12 protein-coding genes are annotated in these 13,345 nt (G+C 41.6%); 5 read left to right on the forward strand and 7 right to left on the reverse strand.

The annotated features are described in order from the left end of the window. Positions 1–2 precede the first annotated feature (2 nt). Genes J2Z69_RS09925 through J2Z69_RS09935 form a run of 3 tightly spaced genes read right to left on the reverse strand, consistent with a single transcriptional unit; the run spans position 3 to position 5,127 of the window. Positions 3–827, reverse strand: coding sequence for a hypothetical protein (locus J2Z69_RS09925; protein ID WP_209861647.1), 825 nt, complete (start codon positions 825–827; stop codon positions 3–5). Beyond that, on the reverse strand, positions 828–4,799 hold the full coding sequence (gene essC, locus J2Z69_RS09930; protein WP_245339243.1) for a type VII secretion protein EssC: 3,972 nt from the start codon (positions 4,797–4,799) through the stop codon (positions 828–830). Between the two features lie 49 nt (positions 4,800–4,848). Continuing rightward, positions 4,849–5,127: a hypothetical protein gene (locus J2Z69_RS09935; RefSeq protein ID WP_209861651.1), complete on the reverse strand. Its 279-nt coding sequence runs from the start codon at positions 5,125–5,127 to the stop codon at positions 4,849–4,851. A gap of 361 nt (positions 5,128–5,488) precedes the next feature. On the opposite strand from J2Z69_RS09935, the gene J2Z69_RS09940 reads away from it, so the two are divergent. Then, positions 5,489–5,728, forward strand: a complete 240-nt coding sequence (locus J2Z69_RS09940; protein ID WP_209861653.1) for a hypothetical protein — start codon at positions 5,489–5,491, stop codon at positions 5,726–5,728. 606 nt (positions 5,729–6,334) lie between these two features. Beyond that, on the forward strand, positions 6,335–7,111 hold the full coding sequence (locus J2Z69_RS09945; protein ID WP_209861655.1) for an alpha/beta hydrolase: 777 nt from the start codon (positions 6,335–6,337) through the stop codon (positions 7,109–7,111). 99 nt (positions 7,112–7,210) lie between these two features. Here J2Z69_RS09945 and J2Z69_RS09950 read toward each other — a convergent pair whose 3' ends face one another. Further along, entirely contained in the window at positions 7,211–7,714 is a 504-nt protein-coding gene (locus J2Z69_RS09950; RefSeq protein ID WP_209861657.1) for a DUF3939 domain-containing protein, read from the reverse strand. Positions 7,715–7,814: 100 nt separating this feature from the next. Further along, positions 7,815–8,411 carry a DUF2087 domain-containing protein gene (locus tag J2Z69_RS09955; RefSeq protein ID WP_209861659.1) on the reverse strand — a complete coding sequence of 199 codons (597 nt, stop codon included), beginning with the start codon at positions 8,409–8,411 and terminating at the stop codon, positions 7,815–7,817. Between the two features lie 188 nt (positions 8,412–8,599). Between J2Z69_RS09955 and J2Z69_RS09960 the strand changes: the two genes are divergently transcribed. Further along, a complete protein-coding gene (locus tag J2Z69_RS09960) occupies positions 8,600–9,604 on the forward strand; it encodes a YpdA family putative bacillithiol disulfide reductase (RefSeq protein WP_209861661.1) in 1,005 nt (334 codons plus the stop codon). Continuing rightward, entirely contained in the window at positions 9,600–10,046 is a 447-nt protein-coding gene (locus J2Z69_RS09965) for a DUF441 domain-containing protein (RefSeq protein WP_209862636.1), read from the forward strand. Before J2Z69_RS09960 ends, J2Z69_RS09965 begins: the two co-directional genes overlap by 5 nt. Positions 10,047–10,190: 144 nt before the next feature. Here J2Z69_RS09965 and J2Z69_RS09970 read toward each other — a convergent pair whose 3' ends face one another. After that, a complete protein-coding gene (locus tag J2Z69_RS09970) occupies positions 10,191–11,939 on the reverse strand; it encodes an ABC transporter ATP-binding protein (RefSeq protein ID WP_209861663.1) in 1,749 nt (582 codons plus the stop codon). A 175-nt stretch (positions 11,940–12,114) separates the two neighbouring features. Between J2Z69_RS09970 and J2Z69_RS09975 the strand changes: the two genes are divergently transcribed. Beyond that, complete coding sequence (locus tag J2Z69_RS09975) at positions 12,115–12,627, forward strand: ADP-heptose synthase (RefSeq protein ID WP_209861665.1); 513 nt, start codon at positions 12,115–12,117, stop codon at positions 12,625–12,627. A gap of 53 nt (positions 12,628–12,680) precedes the next feature. On the opposite strand, the gene J2Z69_RS09980 is transcribed toward J2Z69_RS09975, so the two are convergent. Continuing rightward, positions 12,681–12,986 (reverse strand): HesB/YadR/YfhF family protein, encoded by a 306-nt coding sequence (locus J2Z69_RS09980; RefSeq protein WP_209861667.1) that lies wholly within the window; start codon positions 12,984–12,986, stop codon positions 12,681–12,683. Between the last annotated feature and the right edge of the window lie 359 nt (positions 12,987–13,345).

Below are 13,345 nucleotides of genomic sequence, written 5' to 3' on the forward strand. Positions count from 1 at the left end.
AATCACCTTTCCTCTGTCTGAGAAGGACGCTCCAACCACAATAGCAACATACTCTGAAACTGCTCCCTCGTTGTTGGAGTAGCTATGAGCCAGTCATCTTCCTCCCTAGAACTTCTCCGAATTAACCAATTCACATGATCATTGATCAGAAAAGCTGCTCCTTGGGTATCCCAAGCTTGACCATTCCACACGGACAATTGAAGCTCACCATCACATAATCGATGTTTAAGACTTTTAGCCAAAGCCAAAGATCCTTCAGGGTCATCTGTTAGTTCCACAAGAACAGAACTCATCTCATCCATACTTAATGTAGAAGAAGAATTATATAATTCATTGAACTTAGCTCTAGATAACAGTAATGCTGGCATATTTCCCGGTGATTTATCATTCCATTTCATACGCTGGACTAAATCATCACAGGCTACAGGGATTGTACCTTTCTCTCTTAATTCATAGAGATTCACCTGATCCCGCGGCTGCTGCACTTCCACTACCTTTTCGTCCGTTATATGCATGTACCCTTCATAAGAATCTTCTTGTGTTCTATAGGAGATCCAGCATGCACGTTCAGCTAATCCTGCAATAGCAACCCTTGAAAAAACTTCAGGCGGGATTAATAGCTCTACACCATTCTCTGCTTGTATTAAGTATCCTTTGCTTAGCAGAGATTGTTTGGATTTCTCCCATTCTTGCACGATTTCCTCCGATAAGAAGCCCTTAAATGGATCATCTACACCAAGCAATCTATCGGAACCTAATATGCCTGCTAGAAAAAATAACTCTTCCCGCTCAAGTGCAACTTCGCCATTGTACGATGTTGTCAACATTCACCCCACCTCCCCTCCTACTAGTATTTTCCATCTGGATTTAATCTTCTGGACCCAGCTATTTTGTTGATGATCGCCATCATACGGGACAGCAACTTTAATTTTGATATATTTTCTCTTGATATAGTAGCCTTGTCCTGCTGATAGCACAGGGACTTCTCCACTTGTCATTGAACCTTCACTCATAGGAATTCTGAAATAAGATAGATCGTTGGCATCTCGGCTTCCTAACAAAAACCCACTGTGCCCATTTCTAATTTCCGTAAACCACTCGACACCGAAAGTTGGAAAATCCGTCGGAATTCCAGAAACAATAACATGAATTCTATACTCTCTGGCCTTGCGAATGGTCTGATTGAGTTTGTCCTTCAATGCAAAATCTTGAAGTTGTCTTGCAAAAACGTCAGCATCATCAATTACCAATAATTTTACAGGTTGACGCAGCTTGCCTTCAGCATTCGTTAGTAAAGACATCGGACGAACTAAATTTTCAAGCAGTTCCAGTAGATTGCGCTCGCCAGATGAATAGCCTCTAATATGGGGTAGATCAGACAATTTGCTCAGCGCATCACTGCCTTGTCTACCATCAACCGTAAATATTTGCAGTTCTTCAGGCGACATGCTCCACGCCAAAGATAGAATCCAACTAGTTAATAATGTTGATTTCCCACCTTCTAGGGGAGAACCCACAATAAAATGAGGTCCAGACTGTAGAGAAACTTCAAAAGGTTCCAGATCCTCCGTCTGAATTCCAAGCTGTGCACTACCAAGTTCATCTTGATTCCTGTTCATAGATAACAATTCATGAAGAAAGACCTTTTCTGGTAAAGGGCGGATTTCATCCGGCCGCCTACCGTTCCATAATGCATCCAGATGCTGGATCTGATCTCGTAAAATGGCATATCGTTTTAGCTCATCTGGCCCTGATGCCGGAAGTGCCGTCTGAAATTCTAATACTTTGGCATGATGTTTCACAAAACCGCGTCCAGGTGGTAGTTGTGGCTCTGCTGTTGAAGGCAAGCGACCCATGACAAAATGATATTCACTGGGATCTGCCAACTGAAATACGATGGATCGTGGAATACTACTTCTCATTTTTTCAGGCATGTCTCCGAGACGATGCGTAGTAATAAGAAAATGAATACCTATGCTTGCGCCTTCTCGCAGCAAAATTTCAAGCGATTCATTTTCCGCAGGAAAGGACGAACGGAACATATAATATCCATCCAGCACAATAAGAAGCTCGGGTAGTGTTGAATCCGTCATTTGTCTATACTCAGTAAGCGTCTTAACTCCATGTAGAGCCATAGACTGTCTTCTCTCGGTCAAAACGCGCATGACGAACCGGAATAGACGCTTCATCCGATCTTCATCATTGGGATCAATGATATCGCCAATCTGAGGTAAATCTTTGAAATCCTTCATTGTTCTACCCATATCGATGATATAGCCATGCCATTGATCAGGAGAATAACGCTGAGCTAGCGACATGAGGACGGTATGGACGAACGTGCTTTTGCCTGAACCCGGCATGCCATACAGAATGAGATGTCCTTCATTAAGGGATACAGCTAATTTCTCTTGATTCTGTTCTGCAACGTTATCAAGAAGACCCACCCAAGCATGAAGCTCTGTTGGATCTTCAACATACGGTTCGTGTAGGGTGTCAACAATCGGATCAATCATATCGGGTAATGGCTCTAGCCAAGGCCCTTGAAGACGCTCCACCTGAAGAGACTTGGCATGTTCGTTTACGCACTCTATAAGAATTTGCAGTTGTTTGACCACGGAGGTAGCCATATCGGCTTCTTCTTCCCTATCTAGGTAAGGGATTCGTTCGCCACTAAGCAGAACTCTAGAAATTTGAATAGTTCCAGGGTTCTGATCTCGTTCGACGTAAGGTGCTCCACTCCAAGCAAACTGTACTTCTTCGAATACTTCACTACTTCCTACTTGAAAATAACCACGACCCGACTTATTAATCCATGCCGCATCAGGAAGTTTGATCATATCTCGGCTATCCGCTTCGCTCTCAACCCGCAGGCAAATACGAAATCTAGCATTGCTCCAGATCTTGTCATCTACGACTCCAGCAGGTTTTTGCGTAGCTAATATGAGATGAAGTCCTAGGGTTCTTCCAATAGAAGCAATACTTACTAATTCATCCATGAATTGAGGATGATCCCTTTTAAGTTCCGCAAACTCATCAATAATCACAACTAAATGAGGAAGAGGTTCAGGATTAGCAAGTTGATAATATTCATCGATATGTTGCAGATTTCCAGCTTCTTTCAGGATGCGTTGGCGTCTCACAAGTTCTGCTCTGAGCGAAATTTTGGCACGGTCCATAACCTGTTGATCCAGATTTGTAATAGAACCCATGACATGGGGAAGTAATCCGAACGTATTGGACATCCCCCCACCTTTATAATCGATTAACAAAAAGGTAAGATCATGGGGATGATATTCTAATGCGAGCGTAATAATGAGTGATTGTAGTAGTTCGCTTTTTCCTGAGCCTGTCGTCCCAGCAATCAAGCCGTGCGGGCCATGACCTTGACGCTCCATTTTGTCATGAAGATTCAGTATCATGGTTTTCCCACCTGAGCGAATACCAACAGGTATGGGCAAAGTTAAAGGGAAGCGATTGCGATCCCATGTCGTCTTTACATCCCAATCGTCCAGCCCCCTCATACCTAGAAGATCCATGAGCGGTAAGCTTAACGGCAATTCTCCGAAAGCTGTTCGTTTTAATTGAATAGGAGCTAGATTCCTAGCTAAAATCTCTATCTGCTCTCGGCTGATTGCGTCGGGTTCAAACTCACATTGAAGCGAAGAACCGTCTTCCTTTTTATAATAATAAGAAGTTTGGTCTTCCTTGCAATCTACAATTAGTCTGCATTGTCTAGGTAAATTCTCTGTAGAGTCTGCCATAATAAATGTAAATGAATTCGATTCATAAGACTGATCCATCAGGAGAGAATATAACGATTCATCCTCTATGCCTTGCGTATACGTTAAGACAGTAACCAAGCTTAAGGTTCTCTGTAAGGGCTCAGATCCATCGCGCTGATTAGCTCTTGGGTGCAACTGATCATATAAAGTCTCTGCAAGAGCCCTTCCCTCTGCACGTGTACCAGCGACATAACGTTGATCTTTTTCTTCATTCCATGTATGGGGGAACCAACGAATCCATTGCCAAGCATCAGCAGTCTGAGGTTCATAAAATGCAGCTAACTTTACTTCATTAGGGGCATGACTTGCGGTAAGTTGGGTCAGTATCACCCTCATCATATTTGCAGTTAACTCCGCAGAACCTACAACCCCCACAATTCTTGCTTCATGTACAGGTAAAGTCACAGGGCAAAGTGGTACAGAACGAAACTCAGATCTGAGTAACTCCCCTTCGGACAATAATAGATCTTCGCTATACCCTTCTTGCTGGGCACTTTTTACCTCAACATGAAAGGGAACAGAGCCTGTCCCTACACGCAGTTCTAAGAAATCTGAATCTTTAGGTGAACGCTCCCATAAGGAAGGGTAAGGAACACTAGCAACCTCCATCCACTCATGCGGGGAACAATGAATAGATGTCATCACACTTCGCTGATTTTCTGCATTTTGCTGAAATTCCTTGCGATATTTCTCAAGTAATTCTTGATATTTCAAAATTCTTTCTTGCGTACTATTTACAAATTCACGCTTGGTGCCGATATAATGAACCAGTGGATAAATGTAGGAGATCAGAACTAGTAAAGTGGTAAGGATTTCATAGATTACATAATGACCCTGCGCTACTTTTCCAGATATACTCATATAGATAAAAAAAGAAACCGCCATCATAGTCATTAAAGCCGGCAGAATAAAGTTTATCGAGGATACTTGAGGCTTATTCGGCTCTGCAGGTGGCTTCATCATTTCGATCTGAATAGGCTCTAATGAAGGAATGATTCTGGGAGATCTTTGGTACATCTTACTCACGTAATGAACCTCCTTACTACACGCTCACAGGATAAATGCATCACTTTACATCTTCCTTTATCGTACTATAGGTACGTTGAACCCGGATAAATCCGCCATCTTGTAGGCCACTTAGTCCCAATTCAGTATGTGCTCCGATTTCAAACCAAGCTTGATCTGGTAATCTTCCCTCAAGAATATATGGATGATTCAGATGATTAAAATGGTGCCCACTTGCATTATGTAATTCCTCTAATACCTTACCAGCCAAGCTTTTTTCGTCCACCAAAATATCGAACCAATCCGCTTCAACTCTTCCATTACACACCGTAACTATCACAGTATTGACCCCAGCCTTTCCTCCTAGGAAATCTCTGTCTACCTCTCGTCTTTTCTATCATATCATTGTTCTACTCTATATGGAGTAGGTACACGACCCGATTTGTTACGTTTAGCCCATAAAAATAGGAAATATATCTTAGTTTTTGATGTAGTGAAACGAATAGTCTCAGTCAAACGTTACATTTTTATCTAGGTGAGATTCATTGCGAGGGGTTTTGGGTAAAGCAAAAAAAGAAGAAAGTAAGATCTCCTCTAGCACACTTGAAATTATTTATGGTTCCATAAGGATATCTTAAGCTAATCTTAATATTTAAAAAGTACAATACTTAATATGAAACCACTGTATAGAGGTGATAAGCGTGAAAATACTAATTCAATTTCAGAACCATCTTGTACCTGTTTATTTTGCAGTAGATACAAAGCAGCCTATTCAAAGAACCTTAAAATTGCTGACAAGTGCGCTTGAAAAAAAGTTCACTAGCGGTAAGCGTGCACTAAAAAAATGTCTTACTTCGTTAATAAGCATTGAAATTGACGGTTCCGAAGCCATTCTTCACAGCAAGAGTGAATTTGATTCCTTGGCTCTTTCTCTCTACTAAATACAACCATGTTCTAACAAAAAAAGAGGTCCATAGTAATCAGCGGTTAACCCGCGATTCTGTGGGCTTCTTCTTCATACCATGCCTTTTCGATCCTTATGAGAAATAGCGAAAGCAAATTTTCTCGTAGACTCTCCTCATCACAACGTGCCAATTTGGTTAGAATGAATCGATCAATAGCCATGTACTGCACACCCTCTCATTTAATAGAGTTCCAGTATTTGTTATATAACCGTTTCAATATTTTTCAAACGTCATGTCTTCGAAATGGTTCCGAGGCTGCTGAAAAATACGCCTGCATTTTTTCCCATTGAAATTTCTCTGCACTCCCCCTCTCCTAATTGTGAACCGTATCCGCATCTGTAGAGACTCTATAGGTATAACTATATTTACATTTAAAACCTAAGCTTTCATACAATGCTGTGGCTCCCTTGTTATTTTGACCGCTAGCAAGAAAGCTTAATCCCTCCTCATCAATTCTTTTCCACAATATACTAATAAATCCCTTAATCTGCAATGGCTATAAGATTAGAGAATGTCTATAATAAGTTTTTGATAATAGATTAATCTAATCGATAGTTTTGTTATGTGAAGGAGTGTTCAATAATGGCTTTAATGCAGTGCAAATTTCACTCCCAAGTGCTGGGCTTAAATACCTCTATGACTGTTATACTGCCTGAACCTGCAGGTGCCCAGATTGGAATGCCTGTACACAATCGTAAAGGGAATCTACCCACTTTATATCTTCTGCACGGTTTGTCGGATGATGATTCCACGTGGATCCGTAGAAGTTCTATTGAACGTTATGTAGCCCAGATGGGCATTGCAGTCGTCATGCCTCAAGTCTTCCGTAGCTTCTATACGGATATGGCCTATGGAGGAAAGTACTGGACGTTCATTAGTGAAGAATTACCTGTCATTGCGAGATCCTTTTTCCCTTTATCCGAGGCTAGAGAAGATCAATTTGTTGCAGGACTTTCTATGGGAGGATATGGGGCATTCAAATTAGCTCTTCGTCACCCAGATCGCTATGCAGCCGCAGCCAGCTTATCAGGCTCCTTAGAGATTGAATTCATACGTGATCGCGAGCCCGAGCTATACCATCAAATTTTTGGAGACCACGCAGTGCTTGGTACGGACAATGATTTGTTCTACTTATTAGATCAATTAGGACAAGCCAAGAAGGTGCCTCAACTGTATCAAGCCTGTGGTACCGAAGATTTTTTATACCAGAGCAATACTAATTTCCGTGATCATGCTAGACAATACAACTTAAATCTTACTTATTGCGAAGGCTCTGGAGAACATAATTGGGAATATTGGGACACGCAGATTCAAGAGGTACTTCGTTGGCTACCTATACGCAGTGTTTCCACCCTCTAAACTAAAAAAAAACGCAAAAAAGGTGGATCAGATTCCTCTGATTTCACCTTTTTCTCCGTAAAATAACTTATACCTTTAGTTACACAAGCTCTCATTGCGCTAAAATTCTAATATCATCACAGATGAATCTTCCTTGGATGACCTTCCTGTCGCTCCCGGACGATGGGTAAGCATAAGTTCCTGCTCTGTCACATAGAGAGGAATTGTGGGCACTTCCCTCAAATAGTTCTCGCGTACTAAGCGATAACAATCCACTTCATATTCTGTCGAATTCTCCACTAAAGGAAGTTGCCCTGTAGTATTGACATAATCATCAACAGCTACTTGAACCGTGTCCAAATAGTGAGGAATATGACGTTCATGTTCAGGGAAAATCTCATACGTCTCCCTAGAAAGATAAAATTTTTGCTCACTTTGTCCGCCTAGATAGCGTTGTAAACGACTGAGGTCTAGACTTCCATCTTGTTGTCTAAGAGACATCCGATTTATGGGTGCTGGCATCTCATCTTCGTATTTCATTACCGCTCTTCGTATATCTTCGATCGTCGCCTCAATATAAGGAAGACTCTGTGGATTACGACGCTTCGTTTTCCAAAATAGCATAGTAGTTTCCTCCCTTCTGATCTTGATTCAAGGGTTGTTCAGGAAGCGCTTACACTACTATTGTATCCTTTATTTCTTTTTTTGAACATCCTTGTAAAAATTAATTTAGCAAGGTCCATTGGGCCCACATTTCTGTCGGGTTCAGTTCGTATTTGTCCTCTTGACGGTACATGAACTGATGCATGATGAGCTCTCTACGTAGAGTAGCAAAATCAGCATGATAGGGCCGAATATAATCGTTGATTTCACGTTCTGTATAAGATCTGCCCTTCTCTAAATCCTTAATCATGTATTCTAGAACTATTAATTTTTTCTTCAACTGAGATGGAATTTGTCGAATCCCCCCATCCTTAGCGATAAAATTGCGCAACACTGAATCACGGAAGCTTTCTTCTGTTGCATGCATTATACTCGTTCTCTCCTCTTGTTCCAAAATAAAAGTTAGGCTTGCCTTCCCAAATATTCGAATGACTTCTTCATTTACTGAAAAAAATACCGTATTTCTCTCTCTGCGTTCCTTGAGGATAGAAGCTTCGCGTAACTTAGCTGTATGGTGAGTAATCGTAGGTTGAGAAAGCGTTAACTTATCCGCTAGTTCCAGTCCGCTCGCTTCACCTTTAGATAAAATCATAAGCATACGTAATCGTGTGGGATCTCCAAGAGCTTTGTGATAAGCTACTAATTTTTCTAATTGCATGAAGACACTTCCTTGCTAGGTAATTTATTAATTAGACAATTAACTAATTATATAATAATCTAATTGTATATTATTCTAATCATTAATAGCCGTCAATAGTGGAAATGGTCGTTCAATTCCTGTAGAATTAGAATGTTTCCCTAAAGAGTTGCACATAGTTGCACGTACAAATAAAGGAGGATTAACCTATGGAAGAAGTAATCATTATTGGTGCCGGGCCTTGCGGGTTGTCCGCTGCCATTGAATGCCAACGTCAAGGCATCCAGACTAGAATTATTGAGAAGCATAATTTGGTTCACTCCATCTATTTATATCCAACCCATATGCAATTTTTTAGCACACCAGAAATGCTTGAGATTGGTAATATACCTTTTATTACGCCCAACGATAAGCCCTTCCGTTATGAAGCACTCGCTTATTATCGAAGAGTAGCTGCTCATTATAATCTGAAGATTCAAGTATACGAAGAAGCTCTCTCTATTGATCGCCAGGCTGATGGCAGCTTCATCGTACATACTCGTACTTCAGCTCGGGCAACTCATGCGTACCCGACCCGCCAAGTTATTCTCTCATCGGGTTATTTCGACCATCCCAACATCATAGGGATTCCTGGCGAAGAGACAGAGAAAGTAACCCACTATTTCCGGGAAGCACATCCCTATACGGGCATGAAAGTGACTATTATCGGGGGAAGCAACTCGGCTGTAGATGCTGCGATGGAACTTCTTCGCGTAGGTGCTGAAATTACGATGGTCTATCGAGGAGCTGACTTGTCCAGTAATATTAAACCCTGGGTTAGACCTTTATTCGATGGGATGATTACGAAAGGAAAAATTGATATGCGCATCGGATCACGGGTCATTGATATTCTTCCCGACCGAGTGCTTATTGAGAACATAGAGGATCAATCCATTGAGGAAGTAGAGAACGATTTCGTGCTAGCTTTGACCGGTTTTAGACCTGATCGCAAATTACTCGCCACTGCAGGAGTAGAAATGTCAGAAGACATGGATAAGCCTGTATTCAATCCTCTTACGATGGAGAGCAATATCCCCGGACTTTATGTCGCAGGAGTAGTAGCTTCCGGCAGAAATGCCAATGAAGTATTTATAGAAAGCGGTAGAAATCATGGTAATTTAATTGCCAGCCATATTGTAAGCAGAGGGCAGAAGGAATCATATGAATCAAATTGACGTTACCTCTTTAATTTTGCTTCTCATGGCGGGTTTGGGTATTCTAAGTAGCAACATGCCCATCACGGTAGCTATGATTTCCCTGCTCTTACTACGAGTGACCAAAATGCAAATGGTGTTCCCTTGGTTAGACAGGTATGGACTCACCTTGGGAATCATTATCCTTACAATAGGCGTTATGTCTCCATTAGCTAGCGGTAGAATCTCCCCACAGCTTCTGTGGGAATCTTTCTTCCACTGGAAATCACTCGTTGCTATAGGAATCGGAATTTTCGTCGCTTACTTAGGGGGAAGAGGGGCCTTTCTTATGACGAGCCAGCCTACCATTGTAGCGGGCCTTCTCATCGGTACGGTTCTAGGCGTCGCTTTCTTTAAAGGTGTGCCTGTTGGACCCTTAATTGCTGCTGGCCTTCTTTCTCTTCTCATTGGAGGAAAGGGCTGACTTGCTGTGGTATCTGGTATCAGAAATCAAACTCACCAATGTATCTGATCACGCTTCTGACTTGCTGAAATATGTACAAAAAACCCCTTTCACCAAGAAAGGGGCTTTTGCTTTTAACATACCTGCTTGAACTCATTGGCTTCATCATGCACGTAAATGCTGAATATTATAAAGACCTGCATAAATTCCATCCGCCTGCATTAAGGCATCATGTGTGCCTGATTCTGCAATTTCTCCATCCTTCATAACTACAATACGGTCAGCATGGGTAATCGTAGATAGTCTGTGTGCCACAACGATTGTCGTTCTGCGGGCAGATAAGTCAGCAAGTGACTGCTGAATCAGATGTTCTGATTCAAGATCCAGCGCGGATGTGGCTTCATCTAGAATGAGAATAGGTGGATCTTTCAGAAATACGCGGGCTATCGCAATTCTTTGTTTTTGTCCGCCTGATAATTTCACACCACGTTCACCTACTTCGGTGTCATATCCTTTAGGTAAGCTCATGATGAATTCGTGTGCATTTGCTGCCTTGGCCGCTTCGATAACCTGCGCGTCAGGCGCCTCAGGCGAACCTAATAATATGTTATCTCTGACTGAACCGCTGAATAAGAAATTATCTTGCAGCACCATCCCGATATGACTTCTTAGACTCTCCATGGTATAGTCCCTTACATCCACGTGATTCACAGTAATTGAACCTTCTTGAATATCATAGAATCTTGGAATCAGACCAACAAGCGAAGACTTTCCGCCTCCACTCATACCGACAAAGGCTACCATCTCTCCAGGGCTCACATCGAAAGAAATATCCTTCAGCACCCATTTGCCCTCTTCTTGGTATTTAAAATTCACATGCCTGAAAGATAACTCACAAGCGTCTGCTTCGAGAATTTTAGAATCTAATGTATCCTTCATATCATAAGGTTCATGCAGTAACTCCAACACCCGTTCCCAAGAAGCAGAGGCTTGCGTGAGCACCGTAGAGGAATTTATTAATCGTTTTAACGGCCCATACAATCGATCGAGATAACCAAAGAAAGCAATAAATGTTCCTAAAGTTAAATTCCCCTGAATCACTTCATATCCCCCATACCCAATCACAAGGATCGGTGCAACATCCGTCAACGTATTAATAATGGCGAATGTCCAAGCATTCCAGCGACTTTGGGCTAACCCTTTCGTCAGAAAGGCTGCATTTGTAGCTTCGAATTGCTTGCGGTCATATCGCTCTAGGGCAAAGCTACGAATGACTGAAATCCCCTGAATTCGTTCATGTAAATAAGCCTGAATCCCAGCAAGCGCTGCGGAACGATCCTTCGTTAGTTTCTTAAGGCGCTTGTACAGAATTTTTACAGCCAAAGCATATAAAGGCAAAATAGCTACGGAGACTAAAGTCAGGATCGGATCTAGGTAAACCATGAATCCGAGTACAAAAATTAATGTGAATAAATCAAGCCATACATTCATCATGCCTACTTCAACTATATTTTTGGTCTGCTCCGCATCATTAATGAACCGGGAAATGACCTCTCCGACTTTTGTATTCTGATAAAATCTTAGCGATAACTGCTGCAAATGCTCGTACAATCGATTGCGTAGGTCATACAGAATTCTGGCTGTAATATATTGAGCAAAATACTGCCTAGCATACTCAATAGGCCCCCTTACGACGACAAATAGGAAGAGAGTCCCCCCAAGAATCATCATAAGTTTGCGGATCTGATCACTCGTACTCATCGTATGATTCAACAGAATATCGTCAATCACATATTTCTGGATTAAGGGAAGGAGAGACGGAATACTGAACTTAAGAATCCCTATACACAACGTAATAATAATCCATTTAAGATAAGGCTTTACAAACACAAAATAGGCTTTCCAATATTTCAATACTTGTGCACTTCCTTAGTTGTTTATTTTGAGTAGTTCATTAACTTATACCTAGCTTGCCACAAGCTCGGAATTTAAGTATACCATGCATCTCCAGTTCATAAGGAAGCGCATATGCCTAAGCCGCTTAGATATGGTATACTGGGGTCCATAATAGTAGATTGCGAGGAACCTCATGTCACGAAGATTTGTAATTGAAGCCGTCATGGTGGCGATTTACGGGGAGCTCATGGCCATGTCTACTCCTGTTGAATATCTTGTTCCGTATTCGACAATCCGTGAACTGTATGAATTTCAGGAGAGCACAGAACCATTACTCAATGACCCCGACGATGACCATCATGTCAAACATAAAATTAATGAGCTCATTGCTTATTTAGAAGAGCCTCTGAATCGTAAAAAGTTAGATCGTGCACTTCAGGTACATTGGTCTAAGAGTCCGTCCATTATTCTGAATGACTCCGTACGCTGGACCATTATCAACGCTTATGATAATGAACAATATGGGGAATTTCTGGATCCCATCGAGACGGAAATGATTCTTATCGCTCAGCGCGAATCTGTACCAATCCTTACGGATCAACCGGAGCTGATTAGCCGCATTATTGAAGCGGAAGCTCCGGTTCAAGTGTTCGATATTCAAGACTTCGATTTTGCTTTGGAAGATAATACATTTTCCCCAAAATAAACTCTAAAATAGGCCCGCTCAAGAGCGGGCCTATTTCTATATTCAGATCTTTACTATGCAGATCTGTTGTTCACCTTCACATATTCATAATGAATATCATCCGTAGTTTCATCGTAGGTAACTTGCAAATCATATCCTTCTAAGTACCATAGATCTTGCTCTTCCATGAAAAACTGAATGTCATCGACTACTGTAGAGAATCCGGGTGTAGTAGCATGCTCAACTTCAATTCCTAAGGAAAATCCAGGGTGTATATGACCTCCAGCACTATAACGCACGAAGAAACGGACGGCTTGCCCTGCTTGAAGCTCAAGCTCCTTTTTGTACCACATTGCTGCCTTCACGGAAACATTGATCATTCGTCATTTCCCCCTTTGTCCTCCGTATAACTTTAACACTTTTTAGCCTAGAGTATATGCTGCTTCCTCTATCTTATCTTATTGAGGGCTCCATGCCAAACGTCCCTTTTGACAATATTTCAAAAAATAAGTTTGACATTCCCTGAAAATGGGTGTTAAGATTCTCAACATAAGAATTAGTTAAATTTAATTCAATTTTTGAAGAAAGGGTGATCACGGTGTTGACAATTCATTTCATTACCGCACATCAGGTTGCGGAATACAACCAATTGAATACCGAAGTAGCCCTGCATGTTACGGATTGGCATTATGCTAACTCTCTTGCTTAGAGAGACCATTAGTTCTGAACGCTAACTATT

It is taken from the genome of Paenibacillus shirakamiensis (assembly GCF_017874255.1).
GTDB classification, from domain to species: Bacteria; Bacillota; Bacilli; order Paenibacillales; family Paenibacillaceae; genus Fontibacillus; species Fontibacillus shirakamiensis.